Source organism: Acidovorax sp. (genome assembly GCF_027492855.1).
Lineage (GTDB): Bacteria > Pseudomonadota > Gammaproteobacteria > Burkholderiales > Burkholderiaceae_C > Acidovorax.
In genome coordinates, this window is sequence record NZ_JAPUDY010000015.1 from 1 (window position 1) to 25,713 (window position 25,713).

The 25,713-nt window shown below is 62.9% G+C and carries 24 protein-coding genes and 1 tRNA gene; 11 read left to right on the top strand and 14 right to left on the bottom strand.

The window, feature by feature from the left end:
• From Q0105_RS03210 to Q0105_RS03225, 4 genes are all read left to right on the top strand, one after another.
• Positions 1-1,817 (top strand): DEAD/DEAH box helicase (locus tag Q0105_RS03210; RefSeq protein ID WP_298208692.1); only part of this gene is annotated, 1,817 nt, incomplete at its 5' end.
• A gap of 64 nt (positions 1,818-1,881) precedes the next feature.
• Positions 1,882-2,442 carry a nucleoside-diphosphate sugar epimerase gene (locus Q0105_RS03215; RefSeq protein ID WP_298208694.1) on the top strand — a complete coding sequence of 187 codons (561 nt, stop codon included), beginning with the start codon at positions 1,882-1,884 and terminating at the stop codon, positions 2,440-2,442.
• Between the two features lie 46 nt (positions 2,443-2,488).
• Positions 2,489-3,550, top strand: coding sequence for an endonuclease/exonuclease/phosphatase family protein (locus Q0105_RS03220; RefSeq protein ID WP_298208696.1), 1,062 nt, complete (start codon positions 2,489-2,491; stop codon positions 3,548-3,550).
• A gap of 147 nt (positions 3,551-3,697) precedes the next feature.
• On the top strand, positions 3,698-5,551 hold the full coding sequence (locus Q0105_RS03225) for a M14 family zinc carboxypeptidase (RefSeq protein WP_298208698.1): 1,854 nt from the start codon (positions 3,698-3,700) through the stop codon (positions 5,549-5,551).
• 233 nt (positions 5,552-5,784) lie between these two features.
• Here Q0105_RS03225 and ybaL read toward each other — a convergent pair whose 3' ends face one another.
• On the bottom strand, positions 5,785-7,527 hold the full coding sequence (gene ybaL, locus Q0105_RS03230) for a YbaL family putative K(+) efflux transporter (RefSeq protein ID WP_298208700.1): 1,743 nt from the start codon (positions 7,525-7,527) through the stop codon (positions 5,785-5,787).
• Positions 7,528-7,732: 205 nt separating this feature from the next.
• Between ybaL and Q0105_RS03235 the strand changes: the two genes are divergently transcribed.
• Positions 7,733-7,809: transfer RNA gene (locus Q0105_RS03235), tRNA-Arg, on the top strand.
• A 314-nt stretch (positions 7,810-8,123) separates the two neighbouring features.
• Here the strand turns inward: Q0105_RS03235 and Q0105_RS03240 are convergent.
• From Q0105_RS03240 to Q0105_RS03250, 3 genes are read right to left on the bottom strand one after another with little or no spacing between them, the layout of a single operon-like run.
• Positions 8,124-8,744 carry an HAD family hydrolase gene (locus Q0105_RS03240; protein WP_298208702.1) on the bottom strand — a complete coding sequence of 207 codons (621 nt, stop codon included), beginning with the start codon at positions 8,742-8,744 and terminating at the stop codon, positions 8,124-8,126.
• A complete protein-coding gene (locus tag Q0105_RS03245) occupies positions 8,726-9,337 on the bottom strand; it encodes a DUF4291 domain-containing protein (protein ID WP_298208704.1) in 612 nt (203 codons plus the stop codon). The genes Q0105_RS03240 and Q0105_RS03245 overlap by 19 nt, the downstream gene beginning before the upstream one ends.
• A 10-nt stretch (positions 9,338-9,347) precedes the next feature.
• A complete protein-coding gene (locus tag Q0105_RS03250) occupies positions 9,348-9,902 on the bottom strand; it encodes an RNA 2'-phosphotransferase (RefSeq protein WP_298208706.1) in 555 nt (184 codons plus the stop codon).
• Between the two features lie 96 nt (positions 9,903-9,998).
• Between Q0105_RS03250 and Q0105_RS03255 the strand changes: the two genes are divergently transcribed.
• From Q0105_RS03255 to xth, 6 genes are all read left to right on the top strand, one after another.
• Complete coding sequence (locus Q0105_RS03255; protein WP_298208708.1) at positions 9,999-10,739, top strand: NUDIX domain-containing protein; 741 nt, start codon at positions 9,999-10,001, stop codon at positions 10,737-10,739.
• A gap of 92 nt (positions 10,740-10,831) precedes the next feature.
• Positions 10,832-11,749 carry an ADP-ribosylglycohydrolase family protein gene (locus Q0105_RS03260; RefSeq protein ID WP_298208710.1) on the top strand — a complete coding sequence of 306 codons (918 nt, stop codon included), beginning with the start codon at positions 10,832-10,834 and terminating at the stop codon, positions 11,747-11,749.
• A 218-nt stretch (positions 11,750-11,967) separates the two neighbouring features.
• Positions 11,968-12,807: a thymidylate synthase gene (locus tag Q0105_RS03265; protein ID WP_298208732.1), complete on the top strand. Its 840-nt coding sequence runs from the start codon at positions 11,968-11,970 to the stop codon at positions 12,805-12,807.
• Between the two features lie 102 nt (positions 12,808-12,909).
• A complete protein-coding gene (locus tag Q0105_RS03270; RefSeq protein WP_298208712.1) occupies positions 12,910-13,521 on the top strand; it encodes a DUF4337 domain-containing protein in 612 nt (203 codons plus the stop codon).
• A 41-nt stretch (positions 13,522-13,562) separates the two neighbouring features.
• Complete coding sequence (locus tag Q0105_RS03275; protein WP_298208715.1) at positions 13,563-14,051, top strand: dihydrofolate reductase; 489 nt, start codon at positions 13,563-13,565, stop codon at positions 14,049-14,051.
• A gap of 76 nt (positions 14,052-14,127) precedes the next feature.
• Positions 14,128-14,904, top strand: coding sequence for an exodeoxyribonuclease III (gene xth / locus Q0105_RS03280; RefSeq protein WP_298208717.1), 777 nt, complete (start codon positions 14,128-14,130; stop codon positions 14,902-14,904).
• Positions 14,905-14,967: 63 nt separating this feature from the next.
• Here the strand turns inward: xth and ntrC are convergent, their stop codons facing one another.
• The 10 genes from ntrC to Q0105_RS03330 form a co-directional block, all read right to left on the bottom strand.
• Positions 14,968-16,563: a nitrogen regulation protein NR(I) gene (gene ntrC, locus Q0105_RS03285; RefSeq protein ID WP_298208719.1), complete on the bottom strand. Its 1,596-nt coding sequence runs from the start codon at positions 16,561-16,563 to the stop codon at positions 14,968-14,970.
• 39 nt (positions 16,564-16,602) lie between these two features.
• A complete protein-coding gene (glnL, locus tag Q0105_RS03290; protein ID WP_298208734.1) occupies positions 16,603-17,628 on the bottom strand; it encodes a nitrogen regulation protein NR(II) in 1,026 nt (341 codons plus the stop codon).
• Positions 17,629-17,717: 89 nt separating this feature from the next.
• Positions 17,718-18,224, bottom strand: a complete 507-nt coding sequence (locus tag Q0105_RS03295; RefSeq protein ID WP_298208721.1) for a hypothetical protein — start codon at positions 18,222-18,224, stop codon at positions 17,718-17,720.
• A gap of 211 nt (positions 18,225-18,435) precedes the next feature.
• Positions 18,436-19,851, bottom strand: a complete 1,416-nt coding sequence (gene glnA, locus Q0105_RS03300) for a type I glutamate--ammonia ligase (RefSeq protein ID WP_063459400.1) — start codon at positions 19,849-19,851, stop codon at positions 18,436-18,438.
• 171 nt (positions 19,852-20,022) lie between these two features.
• Positions 20,023-20,844 carry a molybdopterin-binding protein gene (locus tag Q0105_RS03305; protein WP_298208724.1) on the bottom strand — a complete coding sequence of 274 codons (822 nt, stop codon included), beginning with the start codon at positions 20,842-20,844 and terminating at the stop codon, positions 20,023-20,025.
• Entirely contained in the window at positions 20,841-21,761 is a 921-nt protein-coding gene (locus Q0105_RS03310) for an EI24 domain-containing protein (RefSeq protein WP_298208726.1), read from the bottom strand. Before Q0105_RS03310 ends, Q0105_RS03305 begins: the two co-directional genes overlap by 4 nt.
• 35 nt (positions 21,762-21,796) lie before the next feature.
• Complete coding sequence (locus Q0105_RS03315; RefSeq protein ID WP_298208736.1) at positions 21,797-22,813, bottom strand: sterol desaturase family protein; 1,017 nt, start codon at positions 22,811-22,813, stop codon at positions 21,797-21,799.
• Positions 22,814-22,880: 67 nt separating this feature from the next.
• Positions 22,881-23,690: a polysaccharide deacetylase family protein gene (locus Q0105_RS03320; protein ID WP_298208728.1), complete on the bottom strand. Its 810-nt coding sequence runs from the start codon at positions 23,688-23,690 to the stop codon at positions 22,881-22,883.
• A gap of 17 nt (positions 23,691-23,707) precedes the next feature.
• A complete protein-coding gene (locus Q0105_RS03325) occupies positions 23,708-24,634 on the bottom strand; it encodes a beta-propeller fold lactonase family protein (RefSeq protein ID WP_298208730.1) in 927 nt (308 codons plus the stop codon).
• A gap of 229 nt (positions 24,635-24,863) precedes the next feature.
• On the bottom strand, positions 24,864-25,613 hold the full coding sequence (locus tag Q0105_RS03330) for a 16S rRNA pseudouridine(516) synthase (RefSeq protein ID WP_298208738.1): 750 nt from the start codon (positions 25,611-25,613) through the stop codon (positions 24,864-24,866).
• Positions 25,614-25,713 lie beyond the last annotated feature (100 nt).

Here is a 25,713-nt window from a genome sequence, read left to right on the forward strand (position 1 = left end):
TTGACGAACTGAACCTGGCTCCTGCCATCCTGAAGGCCGTGCACGAAACGGGCTACGAGATCCCCACGCCCATTCAGGCCCAGGCCATCCCCGCCGTGCTGGAGGGCCACGACCTTCTGGCTGGCGCACAAACCGGCACTGGCAAGACTGCTGCGTTCACCCTGCCCATGCTGCATCGCCTCTCGCAAAGCGCTGCACCCAAGAACAAATTCGGCGGCAAGGGCATCCGCGCCCTCGTGCTGACCCCCACCCGCGAACTCGCGGCCCAGGTGGAAGAATCCGTGCGCGAGTACGGCAAATACCTCGACATCAACTCCACCGTCGTCTTTGGCGGCGTGGGCATGAACCCACAGATCGACCGCATCAAGCGCGGCGTGGACATCCTGGTGGCCACGCCCGGCCGCCTGCTCGATCTGCAGCAGCAAGGGTTCCTGGACCTGTCCACCGTGCAGGTGCTCGTGCTCGACGAAGCCGACCGCATGCTGGACATGGGCTTCATCCACGACGTGAAGAAGGTGCTGGCCCTGGTGCCCAAGGACAAACAAAGCCTGCTGTTCTCGGCCACCTTCAGCGATGAGATCCGCGAGCTGGCGGGCACCTTGCTCAAGAACCCACAAAGCATCCAGGTCACGCCCCGCAACACCACCGTGCAGCGCATCACCCAGGTGATCCACCCCGTGGGTCGCGGCAAGAAAAAGCAGGTGCTGCTGCACATCATCCAGCAGCACAACTGGAGCCAGGTGCTGGTGTTCACGCGCACCAAGTTCGGCGCCAACAACGTGGCCGAATTTCTGACCAAGAACGGCGTGCAGGCCATGGCCCTGCACGGCAACAAGAGCCAGAGCGCCCGCACGCAGGCCCTGGCCGGCTTCAAGAGCGGTGACATCCGCGCCCTGGTGGCCACCGACATCGCCGCGCGCGGCATCGACATCGACGACCTGCCGCATGTCGTCAACTACGAAATCCCCAACGTCTCGGAAGACTACGTGCACCGCATTGGCCGCACTGGCCGCGCAGGCGCCACGGGCGAGGCCGTGAGCCTGGTCTGCATGGACGAAGAAGGCTTCATGATGGACATCGAGCGCTTCACCAAGCAGCAGATTCCCGTGCAGGTCATCGAAGGCTTCGGCCCCGAGCCAGGCGAGAAGGCCGAGCCCATCGCCATGGGCCGCCAGACCATTTGGGGCGGCGCGGGCAAGCCCCCAAGCCGCGACGTGATGCAGGCCGCCGCCAAGGCCGCCCGCAGTGAAATGATGGACCGCATCCGCACCAACAAGGCAAGCCAGGGTGCTGGCGGCGGTGGTGGTGGCGGTGACCGTGGTCCCCGTGCTGCCGGTGCCAGCAATGGCGGTGGCGGCCGTGGTGGCCGTGCCGGTGGTGGCGCAGCGGCTGGTGGCGGCGGCGGTAACGGCAATGGCCCGCGCGGCGGCCGCGCTGGTGGTGGTGGACAGGGTGGCGGCGCACGCGCCGGTGGCCAGTCCCGTGGCCGCTCCGGCGGCGGTGGCGGCGGCGGCTACGAGGGCGGCAATCGCTACGACGACTCGCAACCTCCACGCGCCAACGCCCACCTGGGCACACACATGGGCCATGCCAACCCAGGCCACCGCAGTTCCGGCCATTCGACCGGCGGCCAGCCTGACCCCATGCGCACCAGCGTGGACAGCATGGGCGGCGGTGGTCGCCGTGGCGGTGGTGGTTATCGTGGCGGTAACGGAGGAGGTGGCGGCTATGGCGGTGGATCAGGCGCGGGTGGCGGTGGTGGCCGGGGCAACGGGCCTCGTGGGTCGGGCGGTTCTCGCGGCTCTTTTAACCGCTGAGACAGACCCTCCTGGCGGCAGCGGCGCCACAACGGCGTCCGCAGCAGCCCCAGCCAGCGTACATGTGCTGCATGCGCGGGACCGGCGGGCGCCCGCGCTGAGCCAGCCTCGCCTGCAACTGCATGGTGTGGACTTTGCCGACCTGCCCGCACTGCCGCCGGTGGACGATGTCTATATCACCCTGGGCACCACCATCGCGGCGGCGGGTAGCCAGAGCGCTTTTCGCGCGGTGGACTACGACGCCGTGCTGGCCACGGCCCGCGCAGCCCGTGCCGCTGGCGCCACCCGCTGCGGCGTGGTCACAGCCATGGGCGCCAACGCGCAGTCGCGCATCTTCTACAACCGCATCAAGGGCGAGGTCGAGCGCGACCTGCAAAGCCTGGGCTTTGCCACCCTGGTCATTGCCCGCCCCTCGCTGATGATCGGCGAGCGCCAGGCGTTGCAGCAGGCAGCGCGCCCGGCCGAATCGCTCTCCATCCAGCTCTTCAAATGGCTGGACCCGCTCATCCCCGCCAACTACCGGGCCCGCCCTGGCACCGATGTGGGGCATGCGCTGGTCCATGCCGTACAGTCAGGCCCAGCCGGACTGCATGTGTTGTCGGGCCGCGCGCTGCAGCCTCGCTGACCAGAGGCCCGCAGCATTCCCGCCTTTGCCGAAGCTGCCCGCCCCCATGCGCCCCACTGACCTGCCCCCACCCCTTGCCACCCTGATGGTGGCCACCTGCAACGTGCTGAACCTGGCCAACCCAGGGCGCATGTTCTATGAAAACCAGGACCCGTACAGCGCCGCCGAGTTCGAGCGCAAGCTCACCTGGCTGGGTGATCGCTTTCGCATGCTCAACGCCGACGTGCTGGCCGTGCAAGAGGTGTGGGACGAAGCAGCCTTCAAGGGCGCCCTGGGCCGTGGCGGCATGCGCTACGACTTCGTGGCCGTTCCTGGCGCCGAAAACGATGCCACGCGCCACGGCGCCCAGGGCACGCCGCGCGTGGGCATCGCCACCCGTCTCAAGGTAGACCACCTGGAGTCGTTTCCGCACTTCCCGCCAGACTTTCAAGTGGACGTGCCCGGTATCGGCCTGCACACCCGTTTTGAGCGCCCGCCCCTGGTGGCCACGCTGCGCATGAAACATGGGCAGACCCTCAACGTGCTGACCACGCACCTCAAATCCAAACGCCCCAAGTTTCTGCAGGACGCGCAGGGCAACCCCACCGAAGACCGCGATGACCGCAAGGTGATGGCACTGGCCTCGCTGCGCTCGCTGATCATGCGGGGCGCAGAAGCCATGGCCCTGCGCCACCTGGTCATCGACCTGCTGCACCGCACCCACATACCACTGGTTGTGCTGGGCGACTTCAACGACACGCCCGACAGCGTGACCACCCAGCTCATCTGCGCCACCACGGAGATCGCCTATGACCGGTCAGCGCGGGATGTCGCCCTGTTCAATGCCTACGACCTCCAGGGTGATGCTGCGCTGAAAAAGGACGTGGCGTACTCGCACATCCACCAGGGTTCGCCCGCCGTGCTGGACCAGATCCTGGTCAGCGAGGAGTTTTTGGTCAACGGGCGCAACAGCGTGGGAGATGTGCGCAGAGTGGACTACTTCAACGACCACCTGCACGAAGGCCGCGACCGCAGCCGATCCGACCACGGTTTCGTGCGCGCTCTGCTGCGCTTGAAGATGCAGGCGCCCGCACCCTCCACAGACCCATCGCCGCCACAGGTGCAATAGGTCGCGGGCGCCTCACCGCCCCCCGGCGGCCTCAAAAAACGCTTTGCAACGGGATGTAGGCTGACAAAGCCCCCTGGGCATGCGCGGGTAACATCCACGCAACAGACGCCGCCCGCAAGGCATCCATTGGCAGAACCCAACATGACCATGCACTCTTTCCTTCGCCATCCGTCCCACGCCACAGCCCTTCGCGCCACTTTGTGGTCTGCGCGCTGGACAGCGTCGGCAACCCTTGCAGCGCTGCTGCTCACAGCCTGTGGCAGCACCCCGCTGCCGCCATGGCCTTCCAGTTCGACAGCCCAAAGGCCCCAAGCCGCCGCGCCCCTGCCCCGCCCGCAGCCTGGCACGGTGGTGCCCGCGCCGCTGGGCCAGCAGCCCACCACCCAGCACCCGGCCGTGGTGGCCAGCCCCCTGCCGCCGCATGCACCGCTCGCAGTGCAGAACGAAGGTCCGATGGCGCCCCCCTATGGTGCTGCCGTGGCTGCTCGCTTCCCGAACCCTTCCATTTCCTACAGCACGCCGGGGCTGGGGCTGGATCGCCGGGCATTCACCACCAATGCCGAGCTGGGCCAGTGGCTGAATTCGCTGGCCGACAAAGCCCCCCGAGGGGCCACACGCACCAAGCTGCTGCACATCGGCACATCGCAGCGTGGCGAGCCCATCCAGGGGCTGCTGCTCACCCGCGCCGCGGGCACGGACCCCGCCAGCCTGGACACCAGCGGCCGCCCCACCGTGGTCCTGATCGGCCAGCAGCATGGCGATGAACCCGCAGGCAGCGAAGCCCTGCTGGTGATCAGCAGCGAACTGGCCCAGGGCCTGCTCGAACCCCTGCTCGACCGCATCAACGTGGTGGTGGTGCCCCGTGCCAACCCCGACGGAGCGGCGGCCAACACTCGTGTCACTGCCAGTGGCGTGGACATGAACCGCGACCACCTGCTGCTCAACACCCCCGAGGCCCGTGCACTGGCCCAGGTCATCAACGACTACCGCCCCATCCTGGTGGTGGATGCCCACGAGTACACCGCAGTGGGGCGCTATCTGCAGAAGTTCAACGCCATCCAGCGCTACGACGCCCTGCTGCAATACACCACCACGGCCAACTACCCAGAGTTCCTGACCAAGGCCTCGCAGGAGTGGTACCACCAGCCCATGGTGGCGGCACTCAAGGCCCAGGGCATCACCAGCGACTGGTACTACACCACCTCGACCAATCCGCAGGACAAGCGCATCTCCATGGGTGGCACGCAGCCCGACACGGGGCGCAACGTCAACGGCCTCAAGAACACCGTCAGCCTGCTGATCGAAACACGCGGCGTGGGCATCGGCCGCATGCACATCCAGCGCCGCGTGCATTCGCAGGTCACGGCCATCACCAGCGCATTGCGCACCACGGCTGAACGGGCTGCCAACCTGGAGCAGGTGCGCTCCTTCGTGGCGCGCGATGTAAGCGCCCTGGCCTGCCGCGACCAGGTGGTGATTGAAGCCGCCGCCACGCCCACCCAGCGCGATCTGGACTTCCTGGACCCCGAGACAGGGGCAGACCGCGTCATCCGTGTGGACTGGAACTCATCACTCACGCTGCGCACCACCAAGTCGCGCGCCCGGCCTTGCGGGTACTGGCTGGCGGCGGGCTCCACCGCCGCCGTGGAGCGCCTGCGGCTGCTGGGCCTGCAGGTCATGCGTGTGGCCGAACCCGGCGCCATGCTGGCCGAAACCTACCGCGAGACCGCACGCGAAACCGGCGACCGCCAGGACGTGCTTGGCACCATCGCCGGTGGCACGGGCATCGTGCGTGTCCAGGTGTCTACCGTGCGCAGCGCTGTGGATGCCCCCGCAGGCAGCTTCTACGTGCCGCTGAACCAGCCCCGCGCCAACCTGGCCGTGGCCGCGCTGGAGCCCGACACGCAAAACAGCTACTTTGCCAACCGGATGATCGAAGACCTGGGCCAAACCGCACGCGTCATGGCCACGCCAGCGTTGGTGTTTGAAGAAACCGATTGAGCCCAGAGCTCAACCTAACCAGCGGCCGGAAATTTCCATTCAGCGGGAAGAATTCAACCGGCCCTGGTTGGATGGATTCAGTTGCGCAGCGCGTGTGAAATTTCGCTGAATGGGTTTGCTCACCGACAGCGAGCAAACCAGCGCGTTGAATCTTCGGCACACCCGCAATTTGCTACCAATTTGATAGCTGTTAGCGCTTGACAATAAAGCGCCAGAGGCTTTTTTCACTCTGATCACGTCTGACCGTGCAGCGGCGCTGGACCCGTGTGCTGCGCATGGCGGGCCTGGGTCCGCTCCAGCACATGGCGCGACATGGACTGAGCCAGCGCCTCGTCGGCCAGAAACACCACGGTGCTCTCGCACTCCTGCGCCAGTCTGCGCGCTTCGTCCTCGTTGTGGCTGCGCACCACGGTTTCGATGGCCGGATTCAGCGTCAACGCCGTGGCAATGATCTGCCGCACATTGAGGGAATCGGGCGTGGCGATCACCAACATGGCCGCGCGGGCAATGTGCGCCTGGATCAACACGGCAGGGTCCACCGCATCTCCGAACACGGCGGCAATGCCGTCGGCCCGCAATGATTCCACCAGCTCACGGTTCTGCTCGGCCACCACAAAGGGAATGTCGTTGGCTGCCAAGGTGCCCGCCACCCGGCGCCCTACCCGGCCATAGCCCACCAGCACCACCTGCCGAGCCAGATACCGCGAATCCGTGCTCATCGGCAGCTCTGCCAGCGGATCATCGCGCTGCTCCAGCCGCCGCGCCCACGCCGAGCGGGCGCGCAGCCAATCCTGCAGCGGCGCAATGGCATGGAACAGCAAGGGGTTGAGCGCCATTGAAAACAACGCCCCGGCCAACACCAAGCTGGCCCCCTCGGGCGGCAGCAGCCCCAAAGACGCACCCAGGGCCACGAGGATGAAAGAAAACTCGCCAATCTGCGCCAGGCTTGCAGACACCGTGAGCGCAGTGTTGAGCGGATAGCGAAATGCCAACACCAGCGCGGCGGCAGCCAAGGTTTTGCCCACCATGATGATCGCCACCACCGCCAGCACCTGCAGGGGCCGTTCCCACAGCACCGAGGGGTCGAACAACATGCCCACCGACACAAAAAACAGCACGGCAAATGCGTCCCGCAGCGGCAGCGACTCGTGCGCAGCACGGTGGCTGAACTCCGACTCGCGCATCACCATGCCCGCAAAAAAAGCCCCGAGCGCGAACGACACACCAAACAGCGCCGCCGACCCGAACGCAATCCCCACCGCAGCCGCCACCACACACAAGGTGAACAACTCACGCGACCCCGTGCGCGCCACCTGCCACAGCACCCACGGGAACAGCCTGCGCCCCACCAGCAGCATCAGGGCCACAAAGCCCCCCACCTGTAGCAGCGTCCACCCCAGCGTGCGCCAAAGCTGCGCCGCATCCGGCTGCTGCGCGCCAGCGTTGCCCCCAAGCCACCCGGCCAGCGGCGGCAACAGCACCAGCACCAGCACCATGGCCAGGTCTTCCACCACCAGCCAGCCCACCGCGATACGGCCCGTGTAGCTATCAAGGATGCCCAGCGTTTCCAGCGCCCGCAGCAACACCACGGTGCTGGCCACCGACAGCGCCAGGCCGAACACCAGCGCCCCGCCCAGGCTCCACCCCCACCAGGTGGCCAACGCCATGCCCAGCGCCGTGGCCACCATCATCTGCACCACCGCCCCAGGCACAGCGATCTTGCGCACCGCCAGCAAATCACCAAAAGAAAAGTGCAGGCCCACACCAAACATCAGCAGCATCACGCCGATCTCGGCCAACTGGCTGGCCATGGCCGCATCCGCCACAAAACCCGGTGTGAACGGCCCAATCACCACCCCCGCCAAAAGATAGCCCACCAGCGCGGGCAAGCGCAGGCGCGTCGCCACAAAACCCAGCGCTAACGCCAGCCCAAGGGCTGCGGCAATCGTATGGATGAGCGTGACGCTGTGCTGCATGGAAAGAAGGCGGGTGAAGCGGCGCCGGGTGTGCGCCTGCACATGGCCTTGTTATACCCGCATCCATGCCCACACCGCAAAATCACGGGCAGCCTGCAGAATGAGGCCGCCGTGGCGGGTATGATTCAGCCTCTGCGCCAACAAAGCAGCAGCGCAGCGGCACGCTGCGCACCACAGCAAGTAAGCACCACCGCCGAAAGCCTTTCTGCCCGTAGCTCAACTGGATAGAGCAATAGCCTTCTAAGCTATAGGTCGGGGGTTCGAGTCCCTCCGGGCAGGCCAAAACAGCGTTTCAGACAGTCTCAGAACCGCTCAAAACCCGCATGTTTCCTAGCATGACGGGTTTTTTGTTGTTCCAAGCCATCTCACTACGCACCATGAAATACCGTCAAAAAAAACGGTATCTCAGACGGTATCTCTGAAGTACCGCACCCCAGATACCGTTAGCAGGGGAAGCAATGGCACTTACAGACACATTCGTTCGGCAAGAATATTTGGCGTGACACGGCCAGAGCGCTACGCGCAGACTTTCAACAGGCGGCGGCTGGATAAACGCTGACGGAGGGTCTATGGCAAGTGCAAACCCTCCCGTGCTTCTACGGCACGGCATGCAGCCACCATCTTGCAAACTCCGCCAGGTAAGTGTGCGATGAGTTCACGTGCGCAAGGGCCCACCCGGTGTTAGGACTACCGTTCGGTTGCCTTGTGATCAGTGCAGTATGTATGCTTGGGCCCAAATCAATTAGATTGGGCAAGTAATCGTCGACCAACGCTGCGCATCCAAGCATCCTCACTGCAGCCTTCTTTGAGCTGCCAGGATCACTACTGCCGCCAGTCGCAATCACCCTTTCAATCGGGAAACCCAAGTCTCTTAAGTTGCGAAGTCGCGCGTTCTCGAACCGAGGCTGCAATGCTGTGACGCAAACGAGCGTGTAGCCGGCGTCATGCAGTAAGAAACAAGCCTCAAGCGCAGAGCCAACGGCAGGAACACGAGACCAGAACTCTTCGTCAAATCCGGCTCTGAAGAGCTCCAGTTGACGCCCATCCAACCTTTCGACGGACCACCTGTCCATGGCCCAGTATGCGCTGGGGTCGCGCTCCACCGGCCGTTTTCCGAAAACCTTCTCCCAAACCTCTGCATAGGCTGCGTTGTAATCTAGCAGCACCCCGTCGGCGTCCAACGCTATGACCGGCTTGCTCACTGATGCCCGGGCCATGGGTAGACTGCCTCGAGGGGCGTGAGAAGCACTGGATTTGCGTCTTGTGCGTGAGCCCTTTGGTCACGGACAAACGGTGTCATATCAATGACTTCGAGAAGCTCATCACAAGCGAGTGCCTGCAGTGCCCACCCTCGCAATCCGAGTTGTATGGCTCTTCGGCTTTCCTTTTCACCCGATGGCGAATGGTCCGGATCCCACTGGCTCCTAATTTCCGACTTTGCAACTGCGGATCGCCATGCCTCGACGTTTGCGTGGATTTCCGGATCGAATGTTGACGACACCGCTGCCTTCAAGAGACCATCGAAGAATATGCGGGGCAATCTTAGACCCAGAACATACTCCTGCCCTTCTTTCGTGGCCCAGCCGGATCGGTACATCATCCAAAGGAAATTCGGCTTTATCCAGCTCATGCGTGTGAAGCTGAAATCCGGCCCACCAAACCTGCCGTTCCGGATCGCGAATTCGGCGATGGAAGGTCTGTAGGCTTGATACACCACCACCGTGTTCGCGTCGTAGTGCGCCAGAACATGACAACCGTCGGCGGGCCATTCGTTGCGCTGCTCTTGGTACGCTCTGATCTCAAGTTTCACTGGAATTCCCTCACCCGAGCACGGACACATAGCTACTTGGTACTTGTTCGGTAAGCCACACGCCATTGGCAGCCAGGAAGAAAACCCGCCCGTCTTCAGCCATACACCGAGCGTCGATCGCCAGCAGAACCGGGTGACCATAGCGGCTTCCGACAGCAACCGCGGTGGCCTGATCTTCAGTCAAATGAACATGGTGGCGTTGCTGCTTGGTCAAACCCTGAGCGAGTATGGAATCCAAGAACCGTTGCGCCGTACCGTGATAGAGGACAGCGGGAGGATTCGCGGCTGGTAGGCCCAGTTCTACATCTATTGAATGGCCTTGATTTGCACGAATTTTCGATCCATCAGAACTGAACGCAAAGCGCTTCTTGTCGCTTGTTTCGACCACAGTTTGCAAGAGTTCAAGCGGCAACGGTCTCTTATGCTGCGCGGCCTTTAAGAGCAGCTCATTGACGTCCGCCCAACCAGCGGGATCCAAGGTCAAACCAATCGTCTGAGGCTTGTGTCGAAGGACCAAGCTCAGGAATTTGCTAGCTGTAACAAGAGACTGCGGGGAATGCTCCATGGTATTTCTCCTTTTTGTTGTTTACCCATGAATAAGTTGTATTGCACAACTTATTGAGTTGCATAATACAACTATTGAACTTAAAGGGTCAACCCCATGACTTCGAACGAACCGTTGCCGACATTGGAGTTTCCCAGACCATTGGTGACGGTTGACGTCGTGATCTTTTCCGTCATTGATAACGCATTGAAAGTTGTGCTGGTGAAGCGGCCAGGCAACCGGAGTGAGCCTTTTCCCAACCGATGGGCGCTGCCGGGAGGATTTATCGACATCAACAAGGATGCGAGCTTGCTGGACTGCGCACTGCGCAAGCTGCGAGAAAAGACAGGCGTGGAAACCTCCTACCTCGAGCAATTGGGATGCTGGGGTGGCTCCCAGCGGGACCCCCGGGGCTGGTCTGTGACAAATGCATTCTTCGCGTTGATGCCTGGGCCCGAGCTCGCTCTTATGAAAGGCGCAAACGCCGCACATGTGGAATGGATTGATGCGGAAGATGCACTGCGCAAGCGAATGGCTTTCGATCACAACGAGATTCTGGCTTCCGCTCACGCACGTCTCAGAAGCAAGGTGGAATACACCTCACTGCCCGCATTTTTGCTTGATGAGCCGTTCACACTGCCCCAATTGCAAAGCACCTACGAAATCGTTCTAGGACGACCGGTCGACAAGAGTGCTTTTCGCAAACGCATGCTGGACGGAGGGTTCCTGGCGGAAGCGGGGATGATGAGCGGCGGAATGGGCCGTCCCGCAATGGGATACCGGTTGGTCGACCGTTCGCATGCAACCCTTTTTCCCCGAACTTTCTGTCCGCGAGATTCGCCCCCCGAACCCAAGTAGGTGAATTGCACGAAATGTTGTGGTAACTCTGAGAGTTCCCCGAGATATACGTGTTTTCCGAATCCGTTTGCGCCACTCAGATTTGACAAATGATGAACAGCTTGACAGAAACTGATCGATACCGTGGATGCCTGCTCGGCCTGGCTTGCGGCGATGCAGTAGGAACGACCGTGGAGTTCATGCCGCGCGGTACCTTTCAACCCGTCGCCGACATGGTGGGAGGCGGTCCTTTTGACTTGAACCCTGGGGAGTGGACGGACGATACGTCCATGGCTTTGTGTCTTGCCCACAGCCTGGTTCACAGCAGGGGATTCAATGCTGCTGATCAGATGAATCGCTACTGCAATTGGCGCAGTGTCGGATACATGAGCAGCAACGGCAGGTGCTTTGATATCGGAATGACCGTGGCGTCGGCATTAGACCGCTACCTTCTTAATGGGGATCCTTATGCAGGAAGTCCGGATCCGCGGGCAGCCGGCAACGGAGCTCTCATGCGGCTTGCTCCCGTCCCTATGTACTTCTGCGAGAACATAGAAGCTGTTGTGAAGTTCGCTGGCGAAAGCACTCGGACAACCCACGGTGCTCGCGAGGCCATAGAGTGCTCCAAGGTGTTTGGTCTGCAATTGCGGGCCGCCCTTCTGGGGAGCTCGAAGGACGAAGTTCTGGCTGCCGGGCTGTGCAAAGACTTATGCCCGAGTGTAGGAGCCGTTGCACTTGGCGAATTCCGGGACAAATCTCGTGAGGAAGTCAAAGGGTCCGGCTATTGCGTGCAAGCGCTAGAAGCCGCCCTGTGGTGCTTTGCAACGACCGAGACGTTTGAGACAGCAGTACTGACAGCCGCAAATCTTGGGGACGATGCCGACACGACGGCTGCAATTTGCGGGCAGTTGGCAGGTGCTTTCTATGGCGCATCTTGCATTCCGGCCCATTGGCTGGAACGGCTTGTGATGCGGACCGAGATTGCTGCTATCGCTGACCAACTGCTTTCAATGCGCGCCGACTGCCAATAGCAACCTTGGAAACGCGTTGAGCCAATAGTGGTTAGTGAGCCGAGGGAGAACCGGGGAAGCCCTCCATCCTGCGGCACGGCAGCGGCAACTCCACCGGGCCGCATAAAATCCACCAGCACACACCAACCACCGCAATGCCCTTCACGGGCTGCGCGATGTGGGTGCCTCGCTCCAGCCCCTTTGCGATGAGCCTTCTTTCTTCTGTCATGAACCAGCCCCTGACTCCTCCCGCCCGCCCCGTGCGCTCTCAGTACGAGGACTTCATGCGCCATGTGTTCACAGAGGGTGTGCACAAGTCGGACCGCACCGGCACGGGCACGACCAGCGTGTTTGGCTACCAGATGCGGTTTGACCTCAAAGAGGGCTTTCCGCTGGTCACGACCAAGAAGGTGCACCTCAGGTCCATCATCCAGGAGCTGCTGTGGTTTCTCACAGGCTCCAGCAACAACAACTGGCTCAAGGAGCGCGGCGTGACCATCTGGGACGAATGGGCGCGCGAGGACGGCGACCTGGGACCTGTGTATGGCGTGCAGTGGCGCAGTTGGCCCACGCCGGACGGCGGGCACATCGACCAGATCAGCGACGTGATCCAAACGCTCAAAACCAACCCCGACTCGCGCCGCATCATCGTGAGCGCGTGGAACGTGGCCGAGCTCTCCAAGATGGCCCTCATGCCCTGCCACGCGTTCTTTCAGTTCTACGTGGCCCCGCCGCAAGAGCCTGGCGGGCGCGGCACGCTGTCTTGCCAGCTCTACCAGCGCAGCGCCGACATCTTTCTGGGCGTGCCCTTCAACATCGCCAGCTATGCGCTGCTGACCCACATGGTGGCCCAGCAGTGCGACCTGGAGGTGGGCGACTTCATCTGGACGGGCGGCGACTGCCACATCTACAGCAACCACGAAGAGCAGGTGCGGACCCAACTGGCGCGCACGCCCTACCCCTACCCCACGCTGCACATCAAACGCAAGCCGGACAGCATCTTCGACTACCAGTTCGAAGACTTCGAAGTGGTGGACTACCAGTGCCACCCCGCCATCAAGGCGCCCGTGGCGGTGTAGCCACCACGACCGGCACCAGCCCTTGAGGCCGGTTCCCGCAGGCAAGCGCAGCAGCGCTTGTCCGGCGTACATTCATCCACAACACTCCCCCCTCGCTCACCTATGTCTTCCGGCGGATTTCACGTACACGGCCCGCACGACCACGCTGTCGAGCATGCCACCCACGGCGACCACACAACCAGCCACGGCCATGAGGGCAACCACCACGGCTCGTCCGTGAACAAGATCGCCATGTTCACGGCCACGGTGGCCACGGTGGGTGCGATCTTTTCCTACATGGGCGGCGCCACGCAGGCCAACGCCGGGCTCCTCAAGAACGACGCGGCCATCAAGAAGACCGAGGCCTCCAACCAGTGGAATTACTTCCAGTCCAAAAGCACGAAACAAAGCCTGGCCGAGCTGGCGCGTGATCTGACCCCGGCCGAGTCCGAAAAGGCCAGGTACCAGGGCAAGATCGACCGCTACGAAAAAGAAAAGAACGATATCAAGACCGTGGCCGAAAAGCTGGAGGCCGACGCCCACACCTTCGACCAGAAAAGCGAAGCCCAGATGCACCAGCACCACCGCTGGGCCCAGGCCACCACCGCACTGCAGGTGGCGATTGCGCTGGCCGCCATTGCGCTACTGACCAAGAAGAAATGGCTCGAATACGGTATGTACGGTGTAGCCGCGTTGGGCCTGGGGGTGGGCGCGCTCGCCGCCCTGCACATCTGATCTGAGAGACTGCAGCCACCCACACGAAGGAACTGCCTGCCATGCCCTTGCACCTCATCTACGCCCGCGCCGCCAACGGCGTCATCGGCAAAAACAACGCCATGCCCTGGCACCTGCCCGAGGACATGGCGCATTTCAAGCAGCTCACGCAGGGCCACCCCGTGGTCATGGGCCGCAAGACCTGGGATTCGATCCCCCCGCGCTTTCGCCCGCTGCCCGGCCGCACCAACATCGTGATCACGCGCCAGCCGGGCTGGCAGGCCGACGGCGCGTTGCGCGCGGGCAGCCTGGACGAGGCCCTGGCCCAATGCGATGCAAGCACCACCGTGTGGGTGATCGGCGGCGCGCAGATTTATGCCGAAGCCCTGCCCCTGGCCGACCGCCTGGAGGTTACCGAAATCGACCAAAACTTCGACGGCGACGCACACGCCCCCGTGCTGGGCGCCGAATGGGTTGAATCCGCGCGCAGCCGCCATGTGGGCAGCAACGGTTTGCCCTTCAGTTTTGTGACCTATGTGCGCGCGGGCTGAATGCCGCAGGCTCCTTTTACTCACTTATTGATAGCTGCTTGCGCTTGATGAATAAGCGCCAGAGCCAAAAAACACCATGAAAATCGCCACCTGGAACGTGAACTCCCTGTCGGTGCGCCTGCCCCAGGTGCTGGCCTGGCTGGCCGCCAACCCGGTCGATGCGTTGTGCCTGCAGGAGCTCAAGCTCACCGACGACAAGTTTCCCCACGACGCGCTCAAGGAGGCGGGCTACGAAGCCGCCGCCTTTGGCCAAAAAACCTACAACGGCGTGGCCATCCTGAGCCGCCACCCGCTGCGCGACATGGTGCGCAACATCCCCGGCTTTGGCGATGAGCAGGCCCGCGTCATTGCGGCCACGCTGGACACACCCGCTGGCCCCTTGCGCCTGCTCAACGGCTACTTCGTCAACGGCCAGGAGCCAGGCTCGGAAAAGTTTGCCTACAAGATGCGCTGGCTGCAGGCGCTAGAGGACATGGTGCGCGCCGAGATGGCAGCCCACCCCCGCCTGGTGCTGGTGGGCGACTTCAACGTGGCGCCGGAAGACCGCGACTCCTACGACCCCGAGGGCCTGCGCGAAACCATTCACCACACCACCGAAGAGCGCAACCACTTCAAGGCCCTGCTGGCGCTGGGGCTCACGGACGCGTTTCGCATGTTCGATCAGCCTGAGAAAAGCTTCTCGTGGTGGGACTACCGCATGCTGGGTTTTCAGAAGAACCGGGGGCTGCGCATCGACCACATCCTGGTCAGCGAAGCGCTGAAGCCCACCGTGACCGCCTGCGTGGTGGACCGCGCCCCGCGCAAGAACCCGCAGCCCAGCGACCACACGCCGGTCGTGGTCACAATGGATTGATTTCGCTATCAAATAAATAGCTGCTAGCGCTTATAAATAAAGCGCTAGCAGCCATTTTCACCCTCAAACATCTTCAGGCGCATCCAGCCCCAGCTCCTGGATCTTGCGCGTGATGGTGTTGCGCCCGATGCCCAGGCGCTGCGCGGCCTCCATGCGGCGCCCGTGGGTGGCCACCAGGGCCGTGCGGATCAAGCGCGACTCGAAGCGCCGGGTGAGCGCATCCCACACCTCGGGCTGACCGCCCGCCAGCAGCTTTTGTGCCTCGGCTTCCAGCGCCTGCTCCCAGCTATGGGCCACAGTAGCGGCTGCGGTTGCAACCGCGGCGGGCCATGAGGGTGAGGGTACATCCGCAGGCATGGCCTCTCCCACCCGCTCAGAAGGCGCTGTGGTGGTTGCCGTGGCCATCGGCACCGGGGCTGCCACCTCTGCAGATGGCTCGCTCGCGGCACCCGTCGTCACGCGCACGGGCGGCTGCGAGGCTGGCGCTTCGAGCACTTCTGGCGGCAGGTCTTGCGGCGAGATCACCTGCGCGGGCGCCATCACCGTGAGCCAGTGGCAGATGTTCTCCAGTTGGCGCACGTTGCCGGGGAAGCCAAACTGCTCCAGCCGTGCCAGCGCCGAGTCGGCAATGCGTTTGGGCTCTACGCCCAGTTGCCGTGCGCTTTGCTGCAAAAAGTGGCGCGTGAGCATGGGCACGTCTTCGTGGCGCTCGCGCAGCGCGGGCAGGCGCAGGCGGATGACGTTGAGGCGGTGGAACAAATCCTCGCGGAAGCCGCCTTCCTTGACGCGCTGCTCCAGGTTCTGGTGTGTGGCGGCAATCACGCGCACATGGGCCTTGACGGCGGCATGGCCGCCCACGCGGTAGAACTGGCCGTCGGACAACACGCGCAACAGGCGCGTCTGCAGGTCAAACGGCATGTCACCGATTTCATCGAGGAACAGCGTGCCGCCCTCGGCCTGCTCAAAGCGGCCGCGCCGCTGGGTCTGCGCGCCGGTGAACGCGCCGCGCTCGTGGCCGAAGAGTTCGGATTCAAGCAGGTCCTTGGGGATGGCCGCCGTGTTGATGGCCACAAAGGGGCCGTCCGCCACGGGCGAATGTTTGTGTAGCGCGCGCGCCACCAGCTCTTTGCCCGAGCCCGATTCGCCGGTGATAAGCACCGTGACCTGGCTTTGCGAGAGGCGCCCGATGGCGCGGAACACGTCCTGCATCGCTGGGGCCTGGCCCAGCATTTCGGGGGTGGCGGTCTGGCGCTCTTCGGTCACCTCTTCGCGCTGGCTTTCTTCCACCGCGCGGCGGATCAGCTCTACCGCCTTGGGCAGGTCGAACGGCTTGGGCAGGTATTCAAACGCGCCGCGCTGAAAGGCCGACACGGCGCTGTCGAGGTCGGAGTACGCCGTCATGATGATGACGGGCAGGCCCGGCTGCAGCTCGCGCACCTTCTCCAGCAGTTGCAGGCCCGAGCCACCGGGCATGCGGATGTCGCTCACCAGGACCTGGGGGCTTTGCCGGGCGGGGTCGCCCGCGGTGATGTCGGCCAACGCGTCCAGCACCTCGCGGGGGTGCGTGAAGCTGCGCGTGGGCAGGTTCTCGCGGGCCAGCGCCTTTTCCAGGACGAAGCGGATCGAGGGGTCGTCATCTACTATCCAGATCGGCTTCATATGTTTTTCTTACCTTCCCTGTGGTTGCGTGTCAGGGACCTAGGGCAATGGAATCAGGATGCGGAAGTCGGTGCGACCCGGCACGCTGTCGCATTCGATCAACCCGTGGTGGCGCTGTACGAAGGTTTGCGCCAACGTCAGCCCCAGCCCTGATCCACCATCCCGACCCGACACCAGCGGATAAAAAATCCGCTCTTTGATGGCATCGGGTACGCCCGGTCCGTTGTCGATCACATGCAATTCCAGTGCCAGCCGGTAGCGCTGGCGGCCAAACGTGACCTGGCGGGCCACACGGGTGCGCAACGTGATCACCGCGTCGCCCGCCGCGATACGCTCGGTGAGCGCCTGGGCACCGTTCTGCACGATGTTGAGCACCGCCTGGATGAGCTGCGCGCGGTCGCCCCGGAACTCGGGGATAGAGGTGTCGTAGTCGCGCTGGACCTTGAGGCCCTGCGGGTATTCGACCAGCACCAGCGAGCGCACGCGCTCGCACACCTCGTGGATGTTCACATCGCCCACCAGGTGCGGGTGGCGGTGTGGCGCCAGCAGGCGGTCCACCAGGCTCTGCAGGCGGTCGGCCTCGTGGATGATGACCTGGGTGTATTCGGTCAGCTCGCGGCTTTCCAGCTCCATCTCCAGCAACTGAGCCGCGCCACGAATGCCGCCCAGCGGGTTCTTGATTTCATGGGCCAGGTTGCGGATCAGCTCCTTGTTGGCCTGGGCCTGCTCACGCAGGCGCTCCTCGCGGTCCTGGCGGGCCTGCTGCTCCAGGGGCCACAGCTCCACCAAGATCTCGCCCACCTGCTCGGCATCGGCCACGTTCACATGCACGGGCACGGGCTCCTGGTGCAGGCGCTTCAAGCTGGCCTCAAAGCGCAGCGCGGCAAAGTCCTTGCCTCGGGCCCCGGCCAGCGCGGTCTGCAAGAGCGCAGGGTCGGTAAAAAAGCCTGAAAAATCAGCGCCTTCAAGCGTGCGCCGCGACTGGCCCAGGGTGTTCTCCAGGGCCGCATTGGCAAACTGCACCGCGCCATCGTCGCCGCGCAGCACCGCCACCAGGGTGGACATCAGGTCCAGGGATTGAAAGCGCCCGGCGTCGGTGCCGGGTTGCCCATGATGCGAAGGGGAAAAACTCACACGCAGCGGCTTGTCATCAATCAGTTGGCAGCGGCGGGCAGGCGGGCGATCTCGCGCTTGATCCCGGCCACGTCATTCTCACTGCGGGTCACACTGGCCTTGAGCTCCGCCGTGCGCTCCAAATAGCGCTGGGGGTTGCGCAAATCCAGCGCATTGCGCTCGGGGGCGCCGTTGTTGTATTCCTTGACGAGGTCGGCATGGCGCGCCTCGGCCTTGCGCAGTTCGGATTCGAGGATGGCCCGTGCATCGTTATCGCGGGCCTTTTGGTCGTTGCTGCTGACCTTGGGGGCCGTGGCGGGTGATGTGGATGCTGCCGCACCGCCACCACCCGAGGCAGCAGGCGCAGCCGCAGGCTTGCTGCCCTGCACCACGGTGACATTGCCGCCTTCCACCAGCTTGCAGCCGCGCTCCTTGGCCTGGCTGGCGTTGTTCGTGTATTCGTTGCCACAGCGGTAGATGCGGTCTTGCGCCCAGGCGGCCGGGGCCGCAGAGGCGATGAGTAGCAGGGTGATGAGCGTTTTTTTCATTCGGGTTCCTCGCACGGACATGCAGGAGAGAGGGGAGTATCCACCAATCGCTACACATCGCCAATTCAACAAGCACCGGCCTGGGCAGGGCTTTGTTGAAGGATGCAACATGGGCCGCCTTGGTTCCCACCCAAGGCGACCAGAGTGCCGCCCCAATGGAAAAAGGCGGCTTGCGCCGCCTTTTTTTGAGCCATCGCCTGCAAAAAGGCAATTACAGCGAGTAGTACATGTCGTATTCGACAGGGTGCACGGCCATGCGGAAGCGGGTCACTTCGTTCATCTTCAGGTCGATGTAGGCATCGATCATGCTGTCGGTGAACACGCCACCCTTGGTCAGGAACGCGCGGTCCTTGTCCAGGTGCTCCAGGGCTTGGTCCAGGCTGTGGCACACGGTGGGCACCAGCTTGTCTTCTTCGGGTGGCAGATGGTACAGGTCCTTCGTGGCGGCTTCGCCGGGATGGATCTTGTTTTCCACGCCGTCCAAGCCTGCCATCAGCAGGGCTGCGAAGCCCAGGTAGGGGTTCATCAGTGGATCGGGGAAGCGGGCTTCCACGCGGCGGCCCTTGGGGTTGGCCACGTAAGGGATGCGGATCGAGGCCGAGCGGTTCTTGGCCGAGTAGGCCAGCTTCACCGGTGCTTCGAAGTGGGGCACCAGGCGCTTGTAGCTGTTGGTGCCGGGGTTGGTGATGGCGTTCAGGGCACGGGCGTGCTTGATGATGCCGCCGATGTAGTACAGCGCGAAGTCCGACAGGCCGGCATAGCCGTCGCCAGCGAACAGGTTCTTGCCATCCTTCCAGACGGACTGGTGCACGTGCATGCCGGAGCCGTTGTCGCCGTGGTAGGGCTTGGGCATGAACGTGGCGGTCTTGCCGTAGGCGTTGGCCACATTGTGGATCACGTACTTTTGCAGGATGGTCCAGTCAGCGCGCTCCACCAGGGTGCTGAAACGGGTACCGATTTCGTTCTGGCCAGCGCCCGCCACTTCGTGGTGGAACACTTCGACCGGAATGCCCAGGGATTCGAGGATCAGGGACATCTCGGCGCGCATGTCTTGCGTGCTGTCGACGGGAGGCACGGGGAAGTAGCCGCCCTTGACGGTGGGACGGTGGCCACGGTTGCCGCCTTCGAGCTTGGCGCCGGTGTTCCAGGGGGCTTCGTACTCTTCGATTTCGTAGAAGGTGTGGTTGGGTTCGGTGCTCCAGCGCACGCCGTCGAAGATGAAGAATTCTGGCTCAGGGCCGAAGTAGGCGGTGTCGCCCAGGCCCGAGGCCTTCAGATAAGCTTCAGCGCGCTTGGCGATGGAGCGGGGGTCGCGGTCGTAGGCCTTGCCGTCGGTAGGCTCGATCACGTCGCAGGTCAGGATCAGCGTCGTTTCTTCAAAGAAAGGATCGATGTTGGCCGTGCTGGGGTCGGGGATCAGCTGCATGTCGGAGGCTTCAATGCCCTTCCAACCGGCGATCGACGAACCATCAAAAGCGTGGCCCGAAATGAACTTGTCTTCGTCGAAGTGGGAGACGGGCACCGTGGTGTGCTGTTGTTTGCCACGGGTATCGGTGAAACGGAAGTCAATGAACTTGACTTCGTTTTCCTTCACCATCTTCATCACGTCTGCAACGGTCTTGGCCATCAGGTTCTCCTGGGTAAAGCGCTTGTTGAAAAAAGATTTGTCGAAATAAAAGCAGTTTGCGTGCCAGCCAAGTGCACTACCGCACTATGAAGGAGCGCAGCGGGCTGCGGGGTGGCACGGTGCCTGCGCAAAAGCACCAAAACAGTGCAATCCACAGGTCAATGCCACGCATCACAGGTTACGCACCAATTCGGGGCCAATATTTGCACCAAATTCGTGCAGACCGTTTTTCAGGTCCTGCCATGCGGCGGGAACCGACGGTGTTGGCCCTTTGACACCCAATTCGATATGCCGCCCGTATTGTGGATGATCCACACTGGGCAAACTGAACACCCGCACTTGTGGGTGCAGTTTTTCGATGCGCTCCATGAGGGGCGTCAACGCAGCCTCCAGGGCGCCATAGACCACCACCGACTGCTCGGTCTGGGGCATGCGGTTGAAGAACGCAGCGTAGTGCTGGTCCAGCACCCCTTCGATCATGGGCCAGGCCATGACAGGGAAGCCCGGTACGAAGTGCACGGTGCCGCCCCCCGCGCCTTCACAACTGAAGCCGGGGATTCTGTTGTATGGGTTGGGAATGATGCGAGCACCCGCCGGAAACACGCCCATGTTGAGCCGGTGGATGTTGTCGGGCCGATCGGCCTCGTAGGGCACGCCCTGCTCCCGTGCAATGTCCTGCATGCGCTCGCGGATCAGGGCCTCGGCCTCGGGGTGCAGCGCCAGCTCGCGCCCCAGCGCGCGGGCCGCACATTGCCGTGTGTGGTCATCGGGCGTGGCGCCGATGCCACCGCACGAGAACACTACGTCACCCGACGCAAAGGCACGCTGCAAGGTGGCCGTGATGCGGTCGGGGCTGTCGCCCACGTAGTCTGCATAGGCCAGCGAGAGGCCACGTGCCGCCAACAGCTCGATCACCTTGGGCATGTGTTTGTCGGCGCGCTTGCCCGACAGGATTTCATCGCCCACGATGATGAGGCCGAAAGAAAGCGTCATGGTGTAGACCCTTTGCTGGATGGCGCATCCGCCGCGGGCAAGGCGGCCACGGGAGGAGCTGTGGCACTTGGCAGCTCGATCACGTCCACCACGACGGGCGGGGCCGCAGGCGCCAGCCCGGCGGACTCAGCCCGCAGGCGCTGCAGCGCCGCCAGGCCATAGTGGGTGAACCACAGCGACGAGAACGCAAAAACCAGGGTGTAGATCCAGATGGCCAGCGGCACCAGCACGAAAAACGCGGCCGCAAACACTACGCCAGAGGCCCACACGATGCTGGGCGCAGCACCCAGGTACCCCGTGACGATGCCAATGCCCAGCAGGCTGCTGCGGTGGCGGCGAAATATCTCCTGCCGCTCCTCTTTGCTGGCGTGATCGGCCAGCGCGTCGAACACCATGACCCGGTAGGTCAGCCACCCCCAGATCAACGGCGGCAGGATGAGCACGAGCGGCGGCACCAGCCACAGCGGAATCGACACTACCAGCGCCACCAGGGCCAACAATGTGGAGCCCAGCGACCAGGCCACGCTGGTGATGAAGGAACCGCCCTTCTTGCGCTCCAGGTTCGGGAAGCGCCGCTCGGCCACCATGGTCACCAAGGTGGGTGTCATGAGCACAGCCACCACCAGCAGCGAGACAACCACCAACAGCGGCGCCACGGCCAAAACCACCATCAGGGGCGCCATCACAGCCGTCACATCCCCCAGGCCCCAGCCCTGCAGCCAGCTCCAAACGCTGGTCAGCAGCGTAGAAGCATCGAGCAACGAACGCATGCCCAGGACTGCGGCATCCCAATAGAAATAGCCCAGGCCCAGCGACAAGGCCACCATCAGCAGCAATGGCAGCAGCGACAGCACCATGACGCGCGGCCGCAGGCAATAGGCCGCGGCGCGCCAGAAAGAATCAAGCAGTAGTCCCATGCCGGCAAGCATACCGTGAGCGCCCGCCCCGGCCATCAAGCCTTGCCGAACAATCGCAGCACGCCGCGCCACTGCTGGGACCAGAATCCCGCGCCGTAGTCGCGCACGCGGCCATCCGCACCGGGTTCGACCTGATCGCGTACACCCGTGGGGTCAAAGCGCAGCTCGAAATTGGCCGTGCGCATCAACATGTCCCACCAGGGCAGCAGCACCCCGAAGTTGTGCCCACCCAGCACCACACGAGGCGCAGCGGCCGGGGCACCGGCAGGCGTGGCCGCTGCTGCGGGCTTGACCGTCTCGTGGCCGATGCCAATGCTGTGGTGCAGGCGATGGAAACGCGGGCTGACCCACAACCGCTCGCCCCAGCGGCCAAACCACAGGCGCACGTTGGCATGCTGAAAGCTCTCGCTGAGCTGGGTGATGGCCACGATGGCGATGAACTGGCCCGGCGCCACGCCGATGAGCTGCGCGACGATGACGAGAATCGTGTCCCGCACCAAGTCGTCGAGCAGGTGGTTGCGGTTGTCGCTCCACATGGTCATCTGCTGCTGCGCATGGTGCAGCGAATGCAGGCGCCACCACCATTCAAAGTGGTGCTGGCCCCGGTGGATCCAATAGTCCACGAAGTCGAACACCACCAGGTACATCAACAGGCTAACCCAGGGAATGTCGGTCACCCCCGGCCAAATGCCGTCGAGCTGGAACGTGCTGACCCCGGCCACCCGCAGGGCGCCGAACAGGGAGTCCGCGAACGGGTCCACAGCGAAGAACAGGGCCAGCCGGAACAAGCCCAGGCGGTGAATCAGGGTGTAGAGGATGTCGGTGCGGATGGTGGCACGGTTGGTCACAGGCTCCACCGGGAGCAAGCGCTGCAGGGGGCCGATCACGGCCACGATCACCACCAGCTGGAGCAGGCCCACCAGCAGCCAGCCAGCGGCCTCGTAGCCGCTCTCCAGAAAACTGGCCATGCCCATCGAAAACATCAGCGGCTGCAGCACGCTCTCGAACAGCCACTGCTGCACACCATCAAACCAAGCACCCAGCCAGCCCATCATCGCGCCATGCCCCCTTGTGCGCCGCAACCTTGCGCAAAATTACCTTGTGGATGCGACAGCATCATCATCGGCCCGCCCCGTACACGGGGTGCTCCCGCAACGTGCGAAAGCAGAAGCCTTGCTGCTTGAGGCCGACAATCAGCGGCTCCAGCACCGCCGGTGCCCAGGGGTCTTTGCGTGACCAGATTCCCAGGTGCGCCAGAAGAATATCGCCGCTGCGCACATCACGCAGCGCCTTGCGCAGCAACGCGGCGTTGCTCGCGCTCTCACTGGGCAGCTCATCACCCAAAAACCCTGCGGGCGACCAACCCACATGCGTGAAGCCGCAGGCTTGCGCGCTGGCAAGCAATGCGGGCGAGGTTTTGCCGCCCGGCGCGCGAAACAAGGGCAATGGCGCCTTGCCGGTGAGCACCTTCAAACGGTCGGAGGCGCGTGCAACTTCTTCGCAGTATTCAGCGGCGGAGAGCACAAAACTCTGCCCTTCCCGAGTGCCTGCGGAGGGGCGCACGCGAAATGCGGGCTTTTGCGCCGTGCCCACGTCCGCACGCCAGTAGGTGTGGTCCCAGGTGTGAGAGGCAAATTCGTGCCCCTCTGCCGCACGGGCGCGCCACCAAGGCGCCCAGTGGTCGCCCAGGCTGCCATCCCCCTCCTTCGTGCGCTCGTTGGCCGCAAAGAAGGTCACGCGCACTTGTTGCCGGTTCAGCACATCGGCCACCAGCGGCGCAACCTCCATGTGGCCTGTATCAAACGTCAGGTAGAGCGGTTTTTTACAGTCATTTTGGGCACTAGCGCTTGATAAACAAGCGCAAACAGCTATAAATACGATAGCAAAACGCTTATTCAAGCTGGGGGGCCGAGACCATTGGACAGTCATGCAAGCACCCCGGCCCATCAGCGCGGCGCGTGATGCAGCGTCCAGACACCATGGGGCGATTTGCCCACTGCCACCTGCCGCACGACCTTCTTGGTTTGCGTATCGACCACGGACAACTTGCGGGCCCAGCGCGAACTCACGTAGATGTAGCGGCCATCGGCAGACACATCCATGCAGTCGGGGCCGCCCGGCACGGGATAGGACTCCACCACCTGCTGCGTCGTCATGTCGATCTTGCTAATCGAGTTGGCCACCCGGTTGCTCACATAGAGGTGACGGCCGTCCCCAGCCGCACGAAACGCGTGCGCCCCGTTGCCGGTCTTGATCTTCTTGATGCTGACAGGCTCGCGCCCCGAAACATCAAACACCTCGACGCTGTCGCTGCCCGTCAAGCCCACGAATATGCGCTTGTCGTCGGGACTGCCATAGACATCCGCAGGCATGGCGCCGGTCTTGATGCGCCACTTGATGGCCTGGGTGGCGATGTCGATGGCCACCAGCTCGTCACTGTCCTGCATGGTCGAGTACAGCGTGGTGCTGCGGCTGTCGATCCACAAATGGCTGGGCGTGCGCGAAGTGGCAACACGCTTCACCAAGGTGAGGTCCGTGCCATCCCAGCGATAAAAGTCCACATGGTTCAAGCGATTGGCCGCCGTGATGAACCACTTCATGTCGGGCGTGAACCGCAGGTGGTACGGGTCCACGATGCCGCGCACGGTGCGCTGCACTTGGGCTGTGCGGGGATCAATGAAGGTCAGCGTGTCACCCAGCGCATTGGCCACGATGACGGACTTCTCGTCCGGCGTCAGGTAAAGGTGGTGTGGTTCCTTGCCCGTGGGAATCCGGGCCGTTTCCGTCCAGGTCGTCGGATCAATGACACTGACATTGGCCTCCAGGGAATTGAGAACAAACAACGGCGGCACTTGAGCCACCGCTCCCCCCATGCAGAAGCAAAATCCACAAAGGGCCACGCACGCACGTGCAATCGAAAAAATCTTCACAGAAACACCTTCAACACAGCCCTTGAGTGTAGCTCTGGGCTTGTCCATAGCTGGTGTGCGCACAAGCAACATCTTGGCAATAGCGTGAACATTGATCAGCATCATGCGCCGATAGGCCTTTGGTACTGTTGCGCCCGTTGTATGTTGCTAACGCAGGTGAACACCACCCTATTCAGGCACTGCGATTCAACAGCAGCAAATCATCTTCACTGAGCCACCGCCACGCACCGGGTACCAGGTCAGACGGTAAGTCCATGGCACCGATGCGGGAGCGATGCAGTCCTTCCACCCGATTGCCCACGGCCGCCAGCATGCGCTTGACTTGATGGTATTTGCCCTCCGTCAGGGTCAAATCCAGGCGATGGCTGCTTACCACCTCGCAGGCGGCAGCGCGCACCGGCTTGGGGTCATCATCCAGCACCACACCCGCCAACAGCTTCGACACCTGAGACGCGTCCACCGGATGTTTGGTCGTCACCTGGTACACCTTGGGGACATGCTTCTTGGGCGAGCTCATCCGATGGATGAACTGGCCATCGTCACTCAATAGCAACATACCCGTCGTGTCCTGATCCAAACGCCCCACGGCCTGAATCCCTTGCACGGCACTCTTCGTCGGCCTCTGCCGCAAAGGCGCAGGCAACAAGGTATAGATACTGGGATAGGTAGATGGCTTTTGGGAACACTCGGTCCCAGCGGGCTTATGCAAAAGCACATAGGCCTTGGCGTGATAGGGCCAGTCAACGCCCTGCACCTGCAAACGCAAACCTTCCGGATCGAATTGGGCAACCGCATCCGTGCAAGGCTGATACTCGGTATTCAAAGACGGCTCGCACACGAGCACCCAGCCTTGCTGAATCAATCCAGCACAGACGCGGCGCGTGCCAAACCCCTGGGAATACAGAATGTCTTGTAGTTGCATAGCGAAAACAGGAGTGAATGAATCAGACCAGACTTTTCTTTTGCACAAAGCAAAGCGCCCTTCTACTCCATGGGGAGCAGAAGGGCGGTTTGGGCTGTAA